Raw genomic sequence first — 17,313 nt, forward strand, 5'->3', positions numbered from 1 at the left:
TTTGTGACAGTTCGATGACAGAGAGAGGTCAGGCCTGGTCCGGAACCTCGGCGAAGCGGTCGGTTTTGGCGTCGTAGATCGACAGCTTGCCGCTGCCGATGCCGTAGAACCAGCCATGCAGGCGCAGGCGTCCATCCGCTTCGCGCTTGGCGACGAACGGAAAAGTTCGAAGCATTTCAAGCGATTGCACGACGGCCCTCTGCTCCATCAGGCGCAGCAGCGCCGCCTTGTCGAGGTCGCCATGGGCTTCGCGCACCGCCGTTTCGACACCGGTCGCCAGCGACATCCAGGCGGAAATGAATTCGCCTTCCGGCGGGTGGCCGCAGCCGGCGTCGTAGAGCGCCTCGATGCCGCCGCAGCTCGCATGGCCCATCACGATTATCTCAGTGATTTCAAGGGCATTGATGCCGAATTCCAGCGCCGCGCTGGTGCCGTGATAATTGCCGTCGGGCTGGTAGGGCGGCACCAGGTTGGCGACGTTTCTGACGACGAAAAGTTCTCCGGGGTCGGACGAAAAGATCATCGCGGGGTCGGCGCGGCTGTCGCAGCAGGCAATGATCATCGCCTTGGGGCGCTGGCGGCGGGCCGCAAGTGCTTGATATCTCGCTTCATTCTGCTTGTAGGCGCCGGCGCGGAAGGCGCGGTATCCGTCAATCAGGCTGTCGATCGTGTCCATGCGTGCGGCGCTCCTCGCTGGTCCCGGCGGCCTTCATACACAAGCAGCGCCGTCGATGAAAGATGCCGCGGCGGCAAAGGGTTGCGGTCGCGTGTGGCGGCGGAACGGGCAGGGTGCCTGCCAAATATGCAGGCGCCGGCGAAACCGCCTCCCCGTCGCGTCCGGTCTCCTGCGCCATAGGCAAAGGCCCGGATTCTGCATAGACTTTGCGCCAAAAAGGGGCGCGCCGCGGGCCGCCGGTTCAGTCGATGGGGAAAGACATGTCGTATGTCGAAATGATCGAAAATCTGTCGGTGGAAAGCCAGATTTCGATAGGCGGGCTGTTGCTTTTGCTGCTGATCCTGACAACGCTTCACGTGCGCAGCCTCTTGGCGCTCAAGGCCGAGCGCGCCGAGCGCAGAAGTCACGAAATGAACGCGCGCATCGACGCGCTGATGCGCAAACTTGAAGGAAAGAGCGGCAAAGGCGGCCGTCTCAGCCCCGCCGTCGACCGTCCGCGCCCCTTGCAGCGGACAGCCGCCAAGTCGGTTCCGGCGGCGCGTTGCCCGTCCAACGGGCTGGTGCCGCAGCGGCGGGTTCGGTCGCGAATAGCGTAAGCGGCTCAATCTGCGGCGTTTTTGACGCTTGCAAAGAGGCGCCGACCGCACTAAATCACAGGCACAGACGGGGTTTGAAAATTAAACCCCGTTTTCTTGTGTATTATCGCGCGTCGCAGGCGGGACCTGCGCAGGAAGGCCGTTATGGACCGTCTCGATCAGCTCGAAAGCCAGAGCATTTTCATCTTCCGCGAAGCCTTCAACAGGATCGAAAACATCGCGATGCTGTGGTCGTTGGGGAAGGACTCCAACGTGATGATCTGGTTGGCGCGAAAGGCTTTTTTCGGTCACGTGCCGTTTCCGGTGATGCATGTCGATACCGGCAAGAAGTTTCCGGAAATGTACGATTTCCGCGATCGCTATGCCGCCGAATGGGGCCTCAATTTCATTCGCGAAGAGTGCCCGCTACTTGAAACGATCGATGACACCCTGCCGCCCGCCGCGCGTTCGGCGGCGCGCAAGACCGAAGGCCTGAAGCTCGCGATCAAGAAGCACGGCTTCAATGCGCTCTTCGCCGGCATCCGCCGCGACGAGGAGGCGACCCGCGCCAAGGAGCGCGTTTTCAGCCCGCGCGGCCTCACCGGCCAGTGGGATTTCAAGGATCAGCCGCCGGAATTCTGGGACCAGTTCAAGACCGACTTCCCGCCGGGCACCCATATCCGCATCCACCCGCTGCTGCACTGGACCGAAGTCGATATCTGGCTCTACACGCTGCGCGAGCAAATCCCCACAATCGCGCTCTATTTCGCCAAGGACGGCAAGCGGTACCGGTCGCTGGGCGACAAGGACATCACCTCGCCCGTCGCCAGCACAGCAACGACCATCGAGGAAATCATCGAGGAACTGCGCACCACGAAGATTTCCGAGCGGTCGGGCCGCGCCATGGATCACGAGTCGGAAGATGCCTTTGAGCGTCTTCGCGCCGACGGCTATCTGTAAGGAAATCCGAGCATGTCCGAAGCATCAGAAGCCAAGGTGAGACTGGCCGCCGTGAACCCCAACCCCGCCTCTGCGCGCGATCTTCTGCGCATTGTCATCGTCGGTCACGTCGACCACGGCAAGTCGACGCTTGTCGGCCGGATGTTCCACGACACCGGCTCGCTGCCGGACGGCAAATACGAGTCCATCAAGGCCATGTGCGAGCGCCGCGGCGTTCCCTTCGAATGGGCCTTTCTGATGGACGCGCTGCAGGCCGAGCGCGATCAGGGTATCACCATCGACACGAGCCAGATCTGGTTCAAGACGGATTTCCGCGACTACACCATCATCGATGCGCCGGGCCACAAGGAGTTCCTCAAGAACATGATTACGGGTGCCGCGCAATCCGACGCGGCGCTGCTGATTATCGATGCGGCCGAAGGCGTCAGGGAACAGTCCCGCCGGCACGGTTACTTGTTGCATCTGCTCGGCATTCGGCAGGTTGCGGTGGCGGTCAACAAGATGGACCTCATCGACTACGAGAAGGATCAGTTCGACCTTATCGAAACCGAATATCGCGACTATCTGACCTCGATCGGGGTGACGCCGACATTCGTTATCCCCGTCTCGGCGCGGCAGGGCGATAATATCGTCGACCAGTCGACGCAGATGCCCTGGTACAAGGGCCCGACCGTCGTCAAGGCGCTGGACAGTTTCATGCCGACGGCGTCACCGGTCGAACGGCCGCTGCGCTTCCCGGTGCAGGATGTCTACAAATTCGATCACCGGCGCATCATTGCCGGCCGCATCGAGGAAGGCCGTCTGCGTGTCGGCGACACGCTGCTTTTTTCGCCCTCGAACAAGTCGGCGCGGGTGCAAAGCATCGAGTCCTGGTCGACCGTTCCGGGCAAGAAGCAGCCGACCGAGGCGTCTGCCGGCGAATCCGTGGGCATTACACTCGATGAACAGATTTTCGTCGAGCGCGGCGAACTGGTCAGCCATGTCGAGCATTCGCCGGTCGAAACCGACGTGTTCCGCGCCCGGATTTTCTGGCTCGGGCATGAGCCGATGGTGAAGGGCAAGAGCTACCGCATCAAACTCGGTACGCTCGAGGCGCCCGTTACTGTCCAATCAATCGAGAGCATCATCGACACGAGCGACCTCTCGAACACCTCGTCGCATCAAGTCGAGCGCAACCAGGTCGCCGAAGTCGTCATGCGGGCCCGGCGGATGCTGGCGCTGGATGAGTTCGCCAAGGCGCCGAAAAGCGGTCGTTTCGTTCTCGTCGACAAATACGACATCGCGGGCGGCGGCATCATTTCGATGGAGGGTTATGCCGACCAGCGTGATCTTATCACCGCTCGCTCGACCAACATCACGCTTGTCGCGGACGGCATCAACGCCGATGCGCGTACCTTCCGCAATGGACACAAGGGCGGCGTTCTCTGGTTCACCGGCCTGTCGGGTGCCGGCAAGTCGACGCTCGCGGTGGCGCTCGAAAAGCGGCTCTTCGAGAAGGGCTACAATGTCTATGTGCTGGACGGCGATAACGTTCGTCATGGCCTCAACGCCAATCTGAGCTTTTCGCCGGAAGACCGGGCGGAAAACATCCGGCGCGTCGGCGAGGTTGCCGCTCTTTTCGGCCGCGCGGGCATGATCGCCATTACCTCCTTCATCTCCCCCTATCGCTCGGACCGGGATCGGGCCCGCGAGGCGGCGGAAAATTTCCACGAAATTCACGTCAAGGCCGACGTGGAGACCTGCGAGGCGCGCGACCCGAAGGGCCTCTACAAGAAGGCGCGGGCTGGCGAAATCAAGGATTTCACAGGCATTTCTGCGCCTTACGAAGCGCCCGACAGCCCCGAACTCGTGGTCGACACCGCCGCTGCCCAGATCGACGAATGCGTCGAGCGGCTCGTCAATTATGTGGAGACGAAGTTCAAGGTATAAGGGCTCCGCAGGAATCCAGATGCGGACAGGGCCCTGAATGAGCATTCTCGTGACCGGCGGTGCCGGCTATATCGGCAGCCATGCCGTTATCGACCTCATGAACGCCGGCGAAGACGTTGTCGTCATCGACAATCTGTCGACCGGTTTTGATTGGGCCGTGCAGGCGCCCGAGGCGCTTGTTGTCGGCGACATAGCCGACGAAGCACTGGTCGATCGGGTCATCGCGGAACGCGATGTTGAGGCTGTTATCCACTTCGCGGGCTCGATTATCGTGCCCGAGTCTGTGGTCGATCCACTGAAGTATTACCTCAACAATACGGCCAGATCCCGGACGCTGATCGAGCGGTGCGTCAGGGGTGGCGTCAAGCATTTCATCTTCTCATCGACCGCCGCGGTCTACGGTATGCCGGAGCGTTCGCCGGTAGGCGAGAACGAACCGCTGGCGCCGATTTCGCCCTATGGCCGCTCCAAGCTGATGACCGAATGGATGCTGCGCGACGTCGCGGATGCCCATGAGATGACCTATGCAGCGTTGCGCTACTTCAACGTGGCGGGCGCGGATCCCGAAGGCCGTATCGGTCAGTCGACCGCCAATGCGACGCATCTCATCAAGGTCGCCTGTCAGACCGCGCTTGGCCAGCGGCCCTATATCGAGGTTTTCGGCGAAGACTATCCGACGCCGGACGGCACCTGCATTCGCGACTACATTCATGTCAGCGATCTCGCGACCGCCCATACGGCGGCGCTGAACCACCTCAGGCGGGGCGGCGAAAATATGGTTGCCAATTGTGGCTATGGACACGGTTTCTCGGTCCGCGATGTTCTGCGTGCGGTCGAACGCAAGGCCGGGCACGGCTTCGATATCCGCCACGCACCGCGACGTGCCGGCGATCCGGCCTCCATCGTCGCCGATCCATCGAAAATCAAGCAGACGCTTGGCTGGGTCCCGGCCTATGACGATCTCGACACGATCGTCAGCCATGCGCTCGACTGGGAGCGCCGGCTCGCGGCCCGAAACAGACACTGATCGATGATCTTGTCCCCGTTTCGGGCGGGTGGGGCAATATAGTGAAATATAAATTTATTTCCCGGAAAATCGGGCGATATGCCAGTTTCGGCCAGCCCAAAAGGGAGACAGTCGGAGATCATGACGAGAGGAAACGTCAGCACCATCATTCTTGCCGCCGGCAAGGGCACGCGCATGAAATCGCGCTTGCCGAAAGTGCTGCATCCCGTTGCCGGGCGACCGATGCTCGGTCATGTCCTGGCGGCGGTCGAGCGCGCGGGTGATGCGCGCCCTGTACTGGTTCTTGCTCCTGGCATGGAAGAGATCGCTTCTTTTGCGCGGTCACTGCTGCCTGAAGTCTCGTCCGTCATTCAGCCCAGCCCGCGTGGTACGGGCGATGCCGTGCGCGCCGCGGAGACGGCGGTCGGTGAGGACGAAGGCGTGGTGCTTGTCGTGTTCGGCGATACGCCGCTCATGCGCAGCGAAACCCTTTCCGGAATGATCGACGCTTGCGGCACGGATACGCCCGTCGTTGTACTCGGTTTCGAAGCGAGCAACCCGGCGCCATACGGCCGCCTCGTTCTTGATGATGCGGGAATGCTGACGCGGATTGTCGAAGCAAAGGATGCGACGCCCGCGGAATTTGCGATCAATCTCTGCAACGGCGGCGCGATGGCGGTGCGGCGGGAACACCTGTTCCGCCTCCTCGCTAAAGTTACCAACGACAATGCGAGCGGCGAGTACTACCTGCCCGATGTCGTCGGTTTGGCGCGGGCCGAAGGCCTTCAATGCGCGGTGATCCGTGCAGCCGAAGAAGATCTCCAGGGCGTCAACAGCCGTGCCGAGCTTGCCATTGTCGAAGCCGCGCTACAGCGCCGGTTGCGTAGGGCGGCAATGGAGGACGGCACGACGATGCTCGATCCGGAAACGGTTTACATGAGTTTCGACACGAAGCTCGGTCGCGACGTGACGATCGGCCAGAATGTCGTATTCGGGCCGGGCGTGACGATTGCCGACGGTGCGACAATCAAGGCGTTCTCCCACATCGAAGGCGCAACGATAGCCGAAGGCGCCGAGATCGGTCCGTTTGCGCGCATCCGTCCCGGCAGCGAAATCGGCCGCAAAGCGAAAGTCGGCAACTTCGTCGAGACGAAAAAAGCAAAGATCGAGGAAGGTGCCAAGATCAGCCACCTCTCCTATATCGGCGATGCTCGCGTCGGGGCCTATGCCAACATCGGCGCCGGCACGATCACCTGCAACTATGACGGTTACGACAAGTTCTTCACCGATATCGGCTCGGGAGCCTTTGTCGGTTCCAACACGGCGCTGGTCGCACCGGTCAAGATCGGGGATGGTGCGTATATCGGTTCGGGCAGCGTCATTACGAAAGATGTTGCTGTCGATTCTCTGGCGGTGGCGCGCGGCAGGCAATTCGAGAAGGGTGGCTGGGCTGCCTCCTTCCGGGCGGCGCATGAAGGTGCCAAGAAAGTTTCAACGGGCGAATAGTCATGTGCGGCATTGTCGGCATTGTTGGAACAGAACCCGTCGCGCCAGTCATTCTGGAAGCGCTGAAGCGGCTTGAATATCGCGGCTACGACAGCGCCGGCATCGCGACGCTCAACCGCGGCGCGATCGAGAGACGGCGGGCCGAAGGGAAGCTCGCCAATCTGGACAGACTGTTGACGGACAATCCGCTCGATGGCGTCATCGGCATCGGTCATACGCGTTGGGCCACGCATGGTGCGCCGACAGAACGCAACGCACATCCGCATGCGACCGATCGCGTTGCCATCGTCCATAACGGGATCATCGAAAATTTTCGCGAGCTGCGGGAACGGCTGACGGCCGGCGGCGCAAATTTTGTGACCGAAACGGACTCGGAAGTCGTTGCCCATCTGGTGACGCACCACCTCGACAAGGGCCTGGCGCCGCGCGAGGCCGCCGCCGCTGCGCTCGTCGAACTTGAGGGCGCCTTTGCGCTCGGGATCGTCTTTCGCGGCGAGGAAAACCTCATCGTCGGCGCGCGCCGGGGTCCGCCCTTGGCCGTCGGCTATGGCAAGGGGGCCATGTACCTCGGATCTGACGCCTTTGCGCTTGCGCCGATGACGAGCCGCGTCTGCTTCCTCGAAGACGGCGACAGGGTCGAACTGACGCGCGACGAGGCGAGCATATTCGACGCAACCGGCAACAAGGTTCAACGTCCGGTCAAGATCACGGATGTTTCGGCGGCGCTTGTCGACAAGGGCAATCACCGGCACTTCATGGCGAAGGAAATCTTCGAACAGCCGGAGGTCGTCGGTCATACATTATCTGAATATGTGAACCCGCTCGACGACACGATTCGCTTGCCGGCATTGCCGGTCGACCTTGCTTTGGTTCCCCGCATTACCATCGTCGCCTGCGGGACGGCCTATTACGCAGCGATGGTTGCCAAATACTGGTTCGAGCGCTATGCGCGCGTTGCCGTTGAGGTCGATATCGCGTCCGAATTCCGCTACCGCGAAGCGGCGATGCCGGAGGGTGGCCTTGCCATCTTCATTTCTCAGTCGGGCGAGACGGCCGACACGCTGGCGGCTCTGCACTACTGTCGCGCGCAAGGGCAGAAAATCCTTTCGGTCGTCAACGTAACGGAGTCGTCAATAGCGCGGGCCTCGGACGCGATCCTCCCGACCTATGCGGGCCCCGAGATCGGCATTGCCTCGACCAAGGCCTTCACCTGTCAGTTGACGACGCTCGCAGTGCTGGCGATCCGTACCGGGCTTGCGCGCGGGACACTCGACCGCGCCGACGAAGAGCGTCTCGTGAGGACCTTGATGGAGGTGCCGCGGCACATCGCCGAAGCGCTGGCGCAGGATGAGGCCATCCAGACATTGAGTGCGGAGTTCGCGAAGGCGCGGGACGTTCTCTATCTCGGCCGCGGGCACAATTATCCGATAGCACTTGAGGGTGCCCTGAAGCTCAAGGAGATCTCCTACATCCATGCGGAGGGATATGCGGCCGGCGAGCTGAAGCACGGACCCATTGCGTTGATCGACGAAGAGGTCCCGGTCGTGGTCATTGCGCCGGTCGACGCCCTGTTCGAGAAAACGATCTCCAACATGCAGGAAGTAATCGCACGCGGCGCGCGGGTCGTTCTGATTTCAGACCATGCGGGCATCAAACGGGCAGGGCCGGGTATCTGGGCGACAATCGAAGTGCCGGCCGTCGATCCCCTGATCGCGCCCATCGTCAACGCCATTCCGGTGCAGCTCCTTGCCTATCATGCCGCCGTTTCCAAGGGCACGGATGTCGACCAGCCGCGCAATCTCGCGAAGTCGGTGACGGTCGAGTAGCGACGATTCGCGGCCAAGGCCGTACATGAACAGCGAAGTGCGTTCTGCAAGGCTTTGATTTTGCTCTCATTCTCCTCCTCAGCTAACGCCTGACGCGGGCGTGCTAGACTTGTTGCACCGACAGCGACGATGTTTGGGGAGGGCCGGCGGATGCGGCGTCCAGAATGCCCAGCCTGACAAGTTTCATGCAGCGCCATGCGTTGGCCGCTCTGCTTGTGGCGGGCCTGGTTCTGGCTGCAGGCGATGCATCGGCGCAGGCGGAGGTGGCGGAAGCCATGGCACTTATGAACGCTGGGGCCGAAGCCATCGAGAACGGCCATTTCGAAAAGGCGGCGGCCGATTTTTCGAACGCGCTCGACAGCGGCGGGCTCGACGCTGAGGGGCGGGCCCTCGCTCACTATCATCGCGCCATCTCTTTTCAGAAGACCGGCCAACAGGACGCGGCGATTGGGGACTACACGCGCGCAATTGCAGCCGGCACCCTGCCGACCCCGGTTCAGGCACGCGCCCATTACAATCGCGGGATTGCGCTTGCCAATGCAGGTGATGCGGCGCGGGCGGAAGCAGACTACCGAGCGACGATCTCGCTCGCGCCGGACTACGCAGCGGTCTACCACAATCTGGCCAACCTGGAGCGACGGCGGCACGCCTATGACGCCGCCATCGATAATTACTCCACCGCAATCCGGCTCATGCTGGGCAGCGAAAGAAAGCTGCCGCTTTTCGGCCGGGCACTGGCTCGTGAACAGGTCGGAAACCTGACCGGCGCCGAGGCCGATCTGCGGGCGGCATTGGCGATCGACCCCGAGTTCGAGGTGGCTGGCGCCAAGCTTGCCGAGCTTTCGAAAGATGTGGATTCCCGCGGCAGAAAAATTGCCGCGGTAGATCAAACGGCAAAAACACGGGAGCCTCGCGTGCTGCCGGCCATGTTGACGCCATTCCAGAGCGCTTCGTCGGGGAACGAAGGCGGGCAAGTCACCCGGATCGCGAGTTCAGGAGGCTGGGAGACGACGGCGGTCCGTTTCCAAGCCGACGGAAAGCCAAGAGATATCACCGCCGCCATACCTGAGCCCGTCGAAGAGATCGCTCCGGCCGATCGGTTGACGACGGCCTCATTGCGGCCGACGGCGCCCATGCCGAACGACGCGACTGCGTCGACGATGGCGACGCAACCTCCGGCATTGGTGGCGCAGTACCGGTTACAGCTCGGTGCCTTCCGCGACGAGCAGAGCGCGGTTCATGAATGGGACAAGATTTCCCAGGCAGCCGAAGTGCTGGTCGGTCGCTATGAGCATTTCGTGCAGCGCGTCGATCTCGGTGAACGCGGCATTTTCTACAGACTCAGGGCTGGAGCCTTTGATGGCATTGTCGATGCCCGGGCCGCCTGCAAGGCACTCGAAGCTCGCAAGATCGAGTGCATCGTCGTGGATGGATGATGACCGGCGGCACTTGACGTAGCGGCGGCATGGCTGCTCGGCACTGCCCATTGGGACGGTTGTCTGGAGCCCGATTTCATCGATAAACTCCCGATAACAATAAACAACCGAGTGTTCGGAAAGGGAGACCGATGGCCCAGCAGATGGTGGGACTTACAGCTTATGGCGGGTATATCCCGCGCCTTCGGCTTCAGCGCAAGGCAGTCGCGCAGGCCAACGCATGGGTGGCGCCCAACTTCCTCGGCAAGGGGAAGGGTGAGCGCTCGATGGCGAACTGGGACGAGGATTCCGTCACCATGGCCGTCGAAGCAGCGCGCGATCTGCTCGGACCGGATGACGACCGCAGCCATATAGATGCGCTCTATTTTGGCTCGACAACGATGCCCTTCAAGGACCGGCTGAACAGCGGTATCATCGCCGCCGCGCTGACGCTCGATGAACGTGTTCGTGCGGTCGACGTCGCCTCCACCCAGCGGGCCGGCACGTCAGCACTGATGCAGGCGCTGTCCGCCGTCAAGGCCGGTGAAGCGAAACACGCGCTTGTGCTCGCCTCCGATCATCGGAAAACCAAAGCCGTCACAGCGCAGGAGCTCGATTTCGGCGATGGTGCCGCCGCGGTTGCCGTCGGCACCGACAATGTGATTGCGGCCTATCTCGGCGGCGCCAGCATCACGGTCGATTTTGTCGATCACTTCCGCGGCGAGACGGAAGAGTACGATTACAACTGGGAGGAACGCTGGATACGCGACGAAGGATTCGCGAAAATCATCCCTCGCGCAGTGAAGGCGGCACTCGAGAAGTCAGGCGTAAGTGCTGGCGATATCAAGCATTTTATTCTTCCGTGCAGCTTCGGAGACAAGTTCGTTCAGCAACTTGCAAAACGATCGGGGCTCGATCCGGCAACGGCGCGGGATACGCTGGCCGGGAATTGCGGCGAGACAGGAGCGGCCCATTCACTCGTCATGCTCATTCACACCCTCCAGACGGAAGCCAAACCCGGCGACAAGGCGATGTTGTTGCATTTTGGCGGCGGCTGCGACGCACTCGTGTTCGAGGTGACGGACAAGCTGTCGAGCCAGGTCGGCAAACGCGGCATTGTCGGCTCGCTTGCCAACCGCACCGAGGAGACCAACTACCTCAAATTCCTCACCTTCAACGGTCTCATCGAATGGGAAAAGGGGATGCGGGCCGAGCAGGACAGGAAGACCGCGCTCACCACGCTCTACCGCAACGAAGACATGCTGATGGGGCTCGTGGGCGGGCGGTGCACGGAAACGGGCGTCGTCCAGTTTCCCCGCTCCCGCATTTCGGTCAATCCGAACAACCATACGGTCGACACGCAGGAGCCTTACAAGTTCGCTGAGAAGAAGGCGAAAATACTCTCCTGGTCCGCGGACTTCCTTTCCTTCAGCATGAACCCGCCCAACCATTACGGCATGGTCGTGTTCGAGGAAGGCGGCCGGATCATGATGGATTTCACCGATGTCGAAGCCGGCACGGTTGATTCCGGTATGGAAGTGAAGCTCGTATTCCGGATCAAGGAATTCGACGAGAAGCGCGGTTTCCGGCGGTATTTCTGGAAGGCGGTGCCTGTCGCGGCGAGCGCAGCAAAATCACAAACGGGCCAGGCGGCCGAATAGGGAGAAACGGACATGGCGGCAGGTATCAAGGACAAGGTCGCGATCCTCGGCATGGGATGCTCGAAGTTCGGCGAACGCTGGGATGCGGGTCCCGAAGAACTGATGGTCGAGGCCTATCTCGAAGCCATGCAGGACGCCGGCATCGAGCCGACGCAAATCGATGCGGCGTGGTTCTCCACGCATATCGACGAGATCGGCACCGGCAAGGGCGGCACGCCGCTCTCGGTTGCGCTGCGGCTCCCCAACATCGCGGTTACACGCGTTGAAAACTTCTGCGCCGGCGGCTCCGAAGCCTTGCGCGGCGCGGTATACGCGGTCGCCTCCGGTGCTGCTGATATCGCGCTCGCTCTCGGCGTCGAGAAGCTCAAGGATACGGGTTATGGCGGATTGCCGACCGGCAATATGGGTACGCTTATCCCGCAATGGGCACCATCGGGTTCGGCACCGGGCAACTTCGCCCAGTTGGCGTCTGCCTATCGCGCCAAACACGGCGTCTCGAAGGAAGACCTGAAGCGTGCCATCGCGCATGTGTCGGTGAAGAGCCACGCCAATGGTGCGAAGAACCCGAAGGCGCATCTCCGCAACGCGGTGACAGAAGATCAGGTCATGAACGCACCGATGATCGCCGAACCCTTGGGTCTTTTCGACTGCTGCGGCGTCTCGGACGGCGCGGCGGCCGCGATTGTAACGACACCGGAGATCGCCCGTGCGCTGGGCAAGAAGGACATCGTGACGGTCAAGGCGATGCAGCTCGCCGTCTCGAACGGTCTTGAATCCCAGCACAACAGCTGGGACGGCAGCTACTTCCACACCGCGCGGATCGCGGCGAAGAAGGCGTACAAAGAGGCCGGCATCGACCATCCCCGTGAGGACGTGAGCATGATGGAGGTGCATGACTGCTTCTCGATCACTGAGCTTGTGACGATGGAAGATCTCTTCATCTCGCCGGAGGGCGGTGCGGTGAAGGACGTCATGAACGGCTTTTACGACGCCGACGGCAAGGTTCCCTGCCAGATCGACGGCGGCTTGAAATGTTTCGGCCACCCCATCGGCGCTTCCGGTTTGCGCATGGCCTACGAGATGTATCTCCAGCTTCAAGGCCGGGCCGGCGAGCGGCAGCTTGCGAACCCGAAGATCGGCCTGACCCACAATCTGGGCGGCTCGCCCTCCCAGAATGTCTGTTCAGTGGCAATCATCGGCGCGCACGGCGCCTGAAAATTCGGTCGAAGAGACGGAAAAGGCCGGGCGTGATCCCGGCCTTTTTTGTCGCTTGCATCAACCGCCGCGGTTGATGTCCTCGTCGCCCGCCACGAATTCCTTCATCAGCCGCACCGCGTCCGGGTCGCCGGCAACGAGAGCGGCAAAGCGGCCCCGGCCATTGGCGAGACCGTCGGCCAGCGACAGGCAGGCGGCCGACTTCACCTGTGCCTTGGCATCGGCGAGGCCGCGTGGGCTCTTGGCGGCGAGTTCTCTCGCCAATTCACGGGCCCTTTCGATGGCGCTGCCCTCGACATATTCATGGACGAGCCCGAGCCGTGCGGCTTCCTCCGGCCCGACCGTGCGGCCGCGCAGGATCAGTTCGAGCGCGCGGGCTTCGCCGATCAGGCGCGGCAGGCGCTCCGTGCCGCCGGCGCCCGGGAATATGCCGACATTGGTTTCCGGCAGGCCGATCCGGTAGTCGCCCGCCTGCGCGATGCGAAGATCGCAACACAGCGCGAATTCGAAACCGCCACCCTGGCAAAAGCCGTTGATGGCGGCGATGGTGGGCTTGGGCATCCGGTCGACCTTGTCGAAAGTTCGGGAAAGCGCCGTCTCGGCACGTGCTCTCTCAAAGACAGCGTCGGGTTCCATCGCGCTTTTTTGCAATGCGTCGGCGAAGCCGAGTATTTCCGCCACATCGTAGTGGCGAATGAAAATATTCTCGATGCCGCCGGTGAAAACGACGACGCGGATAGCGTCGTCGGCTGTCAGCTCCTCCGCGAGCTGGTCGATTTCCTGCATCTGCGCGGCATTCATGTAACCGCGCGGCGGGTTGGCGAAAGTGACGGTGGCAATGCCCTGATCGATATCGAGCTTCGTCAGGGTCATGACCGGCCTCCTGCCGCAAGGAATGCGGAGACCCGTTCGTCGAGATTGGCGCGAATGTTCATGTAGAAGAGGTTGTAGTCGTAGATGTGATAGTCGCCGCTGCGCACGCCCATCGTGAAGCCCGGCTCGTTCTCGTCGACCGTGACCAGCAAGACGCCGTCGTCGCAGGCGGCGCCGGTCAGTTCCGGCTGCGGTCCCGGAAAGTCGTCGTCCGAACCGACAAAGGGCAGGCTGCCGAGGTTTGCGGATGCCTCAGCCGCGCCCCCAAACATCCAGTTCAGCGGATTGATGCAGGCGAGCGGTGCGCCCGCAAGCAGGCGATAGGTGCCGCCGAGCCAGGTTGTGCCTTGCTCGACCCAACCGCGACGCGGCGCCGATGCGTTCATGGAATTCCAGTTAATGGTGCAACCGGTGGCAGTCGGACCATCGCAAGGTTCGATGCCCTCAATGCCGAGGTCCGCCGGCAAGGCCGACCCGATCAGATAGGCGGCGATCATTCGATCAGCAAGCGGCGTACCGGCGATCCGTTCCTGCAACAGGCGGGAGCCATGCAACCCACCCTGACTGTGTCCGGCCAGGATGAACGGGCGGTCGTCATTGCGTTCGGTGATGAAATTTTCGAAAGCGCGGAGGATGTCGCGATAGGCGAAATCCAGGGCCGCGTGCTCGTCCTCACCTTTGCCAATGAAGGCATAGACGGTCGCCTGGCGGTAGCGCGGCGCAAAGACGCGGCAACATCCGTTGAATACGCTCGCCTGATAGCGCAGGACACCGCTTTCCAGCCGGTCGAGCGAGAAACCCGGCTCGTCGTAACGCGCGTTCCATGCCGCCTTGCCGTAATAGGTCGTCGGATGGATGAAGAACACATCGACTTCGGCGCTCGACTGATTGTCCGTGAGGCCGCTTCCGGCGGGCACAACATCCGCAAGGTCTGTCCGCCCGGGAAGTGCAGCCCAGGCGTCGTCCGACGTATAGTCCGGCGCTGGCGGCGCCTTGGCTTCGTCGAAGCCGGTCCAGGGTTTCAGCAGAACATAGTATTGAGCGGGCTTGTTCAGATAGAGGAAGCCGCCCGCCACGACAGCGAGAACCGCCAAGCCGCCAACAACCCAAAGAACCTTTTGCAGCATCGAATAATCCTCGTCTTTATCAGCTTTCTTCGACAGCGCGCTTGTAGCCCGAATAGTTTGGCTGGTCGATCGCGAGCTTGGTCAAGGTCGTCGCCCAGAGATGATCGGTCAGGCCGGGCGTTTCGAGACCGATGGTGCCGTTTTCGATGCGCGCGCATAGGTCGCGATTGAGTTCCTCCAACGTGCCGTCGCGGCCAAGCAGGGTTTTGAGCCTTGCCTCTTCACTGGCGTTGGCCGCGGGCGCAATTTCAAGCTCGCGTTTGACGATGTCCAAAGCGTTGGCCGCGACACGGGCGTGAAAAGCGGTGTGACCCTGGAGTTGCGGCATCGCATGATTGCGAATGAACTCCGCGACGGCTTCGACAAGTTCGGCGGCGGATGGTTGATCCTGCATCTCTCGCTCCTCAGCCGCGCGGCGCCAGAAGGCGCAGCAAATCCACTTCGGTTTCCGATGAACGGCGGCCGATTGTCGCCCGCTCGACCGACCGGTCCGTCCCGCTCTTGAAGGCCGTGACCATGATGGTGCACATCACGCCCCATTTCAGCGTCCCGAGCACTTCCCAGTATTTGACGCGAGCCGGGTCGACTCTGGTACCTCCCGCAGCCTCGTATCCGGCGAACATATCCTCGCGCGAGCCGAAACCGCCCACAGGCTGATCGATATTCCCGAACCGCCAGGAATTGACACAGATCCAGCCGAGATCTTCCATCGGATCGCCAATATGCGCCAGCTCCCAATCGAGAACAGCCCTCACGCCGTCTGGTCCGATCATCAGGTTGCCATTGCGAAAATCACCGTGCACCAACGTATGTGCGGTCGCCTCGGGTGGCGCGTTGTCGTGAAGCCAGCGAAAGGCCATCTCGAAAACAGGGTGGGGATGTCCGTGCGTTTTGTAGGTTTCCAGATATTGTTTGATTTCGCTGCGCGCCGGCGACGTCCGCAGGGGCGGAAGCGATGCCATATCCACACGATGCAGGCGCGCGAGAATTTCACCGCATTGGCGTGCCAGTTTCGGTCGGGCAGACGCAAACTCTTCGTCGCGCAGGATCTTTCGCGCAATCGTTTCACCGTCAATGCGATCCATGATAAAGCCGTGACCAAGCCCGTCGTCGGGGGCCAATACGTGACGAACGATGGGGACGGGTACATCTGCGTGACTGGCCAAATCGATCAGCCGGGCTTCGGTTTCAAGCGGTACGGCCGTTGCTCGGGCGTCTCGCGAGCCCCCCGGAGCGCGGCGAAGAATGAGAGGTATAGAGCCCTCGGCGGTGGAAACGTCGAACGACCATGTTTCCTGACTTGCGCCGCCCGACAGACGCTTGAGGTTTGCGATACCGGTTGCCTCGGGAAATCGGGCGCGCGCGACTGAATCGAGCGGGCCGGCGAGCGGATTCGTCTCGGCACCCATGTCAGTGTCCCGCGCCGGCAGGCTTGCCATCGACAATCTGATCGAGATATTCCGAGAGGCCGTAGCCGGTCATGCCGTTGCAACGATACTCCGTCATGCCTTCGGTGATGCGGGTGTTGAGATCGGTCCCGTCTGGAGCCTTACGGCGATTGCGCAGGGGGATCAATGACAGCACTTTCCCCTCGACATCGTATTCGGCGCCCGACTCTGTCCTTACATGCGCACGGAGGGCGGTCTGGTACCAGTTGTCGTCCCAATCGCTCTCGATCGTACAAGACTCGATGAGATCGTAGGTACCGTCTTTCAGCACCATGCCGCCCTGGCGTTGCTTGCCTTCGTCATTGGTGACGATCGAAATCATCATGCCGAAATCCCGGCCGAAATTCATCGGCAGCCAGCGGTACCAGTGAATCGCCTGCCAGTAGCGGGGCCCCCAGCTCTTGTCGCGCAAGCCAAATCCCGACACCTCGAAGCGTTCGACGCCAACGGTGAAGTGTCCCTTGGCCGCCATATGTTGTTCGTAATGAGCCTTGGCGAAGGATTTCTCCGGATCGAGATCGAGCGGCGTGCCGTCGGCCTTGACCGTCTCTCCGCCAAACATCGGCGAAACACCTTCATAGTCGAGGACAACCTCACAGGGCACGACCGGATTGCTCTTGAAGGCTTGCGCAGGGTCGGCCATTTCGAGGGGGTTGGCCAGGACCACGACATTTCCGGTGTAGGACAGGCGGAGGCGCTTGAACGGTTCGATAACATCGAATTTCATCCCGCCAGCATCCATGGCCGCGTTGCCCGTGATCTTGGGCCGGGCATACATGAAAGCGACGCGGCCATCTGGCAAATAGAGGCAATTCGACATTTCAGCGTAGCCCTCGTTGGGGCGATTGCCGAGCCGAAACCAGCCGCCGGTCTTGCGGACCGGATCGAACATGTTGAAATACATGCTCTCATTATAATTCTGCGCAGCGTCGGGCTTGTGGGTGTATTCGTCCTCGGGCGCGAGGCGAATCTTCGTTCCCGGCTGGAGCTTGGCCATGCCGTCTTCTCCCTTGATATCGTTCCAGGAGCCTCGGAAGGGCTCCATTTATATCTATTTCAGCATGATGGAACGGCTGAGCCTGACAGGGAAGAGGCA

Annotated in this window: 15 protein-coding genes; 9 read left to right on the plus strand and 6 right to left on the minus strand. The window is 61.5% G+C overall.

The features are described from left to right. Positions 1–28: 28 nt before the first annotated feature. Positions 29–676 (minus strand): carbonic anhydrase, encoded by a 648-nt coding sequence (locus tag WEB61_RS13290; protein ID WP_368064820.1) that lies wholly within the window; start codon positions 674–676, stop codon positions 29–31. 260 nt (positions 677–936) lie between these two features. On the opposite strand from WEB61_RS13290, the gene WEB61_RS13295 reads away from it, so the two are divergent. The 9 genes from WEB61_RS13295 (at position 937) to WEB61_RS13335 (ending at position 12,769) form a co-directional block, all read left to right on the plus strand. Further along, positions 937–1,272, plus strand: a complete 336-nt coding sequence (locus WEB61_RS13295) for a hypothetical protein (RefSeq protein ID WP_368064821.1) — start codon at positions 937–939, stop codon at positions 1,270–1,272. A gap of 144 nt (positions 1,273–1,416) precedes the next feature. After that, entirely contained in the window at positions 1,417–2,211 is a 795-nt protein-coding gene (gene cysD, locus WEB61_RS13300; protein ID WP_368064822.1) for a sulfate adenylyltransferase subunit CysD, read from the plus strand. 12 nt (positions 2,212–2,223) lie between these two features. Further along, a complete protein-coding gene (gene cysC, locus WEB61_RS13305; RefSeq protein ID WP_368064823.1) occupies positions 2,224–4,140 on the plus strand; it encodes an adenylyl-sulfate kinase in 1,917 nt (638 codons plus the stop codon). A 37-nt stretch (positions 4,141–4,177) separates the two neighbouring features. After that, positions 4,178–5,167: a UDP-glucose 4-epimerase GalE gene (gene galE, locus WEB61_RS13310; protein WP_368064824.1), complete on the plus strand. Its 990-nt coding sequence runs from the start codon at positions 4,178–4,180 to the stop codon at positions 5,165–5,167. 120 nt (positions 5,168–5,287) lie between these two features. Then, positions 5,288–6,652: a bifunctional UDP-N-acetylglucosamine diphosphorylase/glucosamine-1-phosphate N-acetyltransferase GlmU gene (glmU, locus tag WEB61_RS13315; protein WP_368064825.1), complete on the plus strand. Its 1,365-nt coding sequence runs from the start codon at positions 5,288–5,290 to the stop codon at positions 6,650–6,652. A 2-nt stretch (positions 6,653–6,654) separates the two neighbouring features. Continuing rightward, positions 6,655–8,478 carry a glutamine--fructose-6-phosphate transaminase (isomerizing) gene (gene glmS / locus WEB61_RS13320; RefSeq protein WP_368064826.1) on the plus strand — a complete coding sequence of 608 codons (1,824 nt, stop codon included), beginning with the start codon at positions 6,655–6,657 and terminating at the stop codon, positions 8,476–8,478. A gap of 164 nt (positions 8,479–8,642) precedes the next feature. Beyond that, positions 8,643–9,914, plus strand: a complete 1,272-nt coding sequence (locus WEB61_RS13325) for an SPOR domain-containing protein (protein WP_368064827.1) — start codon at positions 8,643–8,645, stop codon at positions 9,912–9,914. A gap of 131 nt (positions 9,915–10,045) precedes the next feature. Further along, the gene (locus tag WEB61_RS13330) at positions 10,046–11,554 is read left to right on the plus strand and encodes a hydroxymethylglutaryl-CoA synthase family protein (RefSeq protein WP_368064828.1); all 1,509 of its coding nucleotides are present in this window, start codon (positions 10,046–10,048) and stop codon (positions 11,552–11,554) included. Between the two features lie 12 nt (positions 11,555–11,566). Then, complete coding sequence (locus WEB61_RS13335) at positions 11,567–12,769, plus strand: acetyl-CoA acetyltransferase (RefSeq protein ID WP_368064829.1); 1,203 nt, start codon at positions 11,567–11,569, stop codon at positions 12,767–12,769. A gap of 60 nt (positions 12,770–12,829) precedes the next feature. Here WEB61_RS13335 and WEB61_RS13340 read toward each other — a convergent pair whose 3' ends face one another. The 5 genes from WEB61_RS13340 to WEB61_RS13360 are packed head-to-tail and all read right to left on the minus strand — an operon-like array spanning position 12,830 to position 17,214. Next, entirely contained in the window at positions 12,830–13,642 is an 813-nt protein-coding gene (locus WEB61_RS13340) for an enoyl-CoA hydratase/isomerase family protein (RefSeq protein WP_368064830.1), read from the minus strand. Further along, positions 13,639–14,769, minus strand: a complete 1,131-nt coding sequence (locus WEB61_RS13345) for a DUF3089 domain-containing protein (RefSeq protein WP_368064831.1) — start codon at positions 14,767–14,769, stop codon at positions 13,639–13,641. The genes WEB61_RS13340 and WEB61_RS13345 overlap by 4 nt, the downstream gene beginning before the upstream one ends. A gap of 19 nt (positions 14,770–14,788) precedes the next feature. After that, positions 14,789–15,163: a DUF6285 domain-containing protein gene (locus tag WEB61_RS13350; protein ID WP_368064832.1), complete on the minus strand. Its 375-nt coding sequence runs from the start codon at positions 15,161–15,163 to the stop codon at positions 14,789–14,791. Between the two features lie 10 nt (positions 15,164–15,173). Further along, on the minus strand, positions 15,174–16,208 hold the full coding sequence (locus WEB61_RS13355) for a phosphotransferase family protein (RefSeq protein WP_368064833.1): 1,035 nt from the start codon (positions 16,206–16,208) through the stop codon (positions 15,174–15,176). After that, the gene (locus WEB61_RS13360) at positions 16,180–17,214 is read right to left on the minus strand and encodes a hypothetical protein (protein ID WP_368064834.1); all 1,035 of its coding nucleotides are present in this window, start codon (positions 17,212–17,214) and stop codon (positions 16,180–16,182) included. The genes WEB61_RS13355 and WEB61_RS13360 overlap by 29 nt, the downstream gene beginning before the upstream one ends. Between the last annotated feature and the right edge of the window lie 99 nt (positions 17,215–17,313).

It is taken from the genome of Parvibaculum sp. (assembly GCF_040882025.1).
Lineage (GTDB): Bacteria > Pseudomonadota > Alphaproteobacteria > Parvibaculales > Parvibaculaceae > Parvibaculum.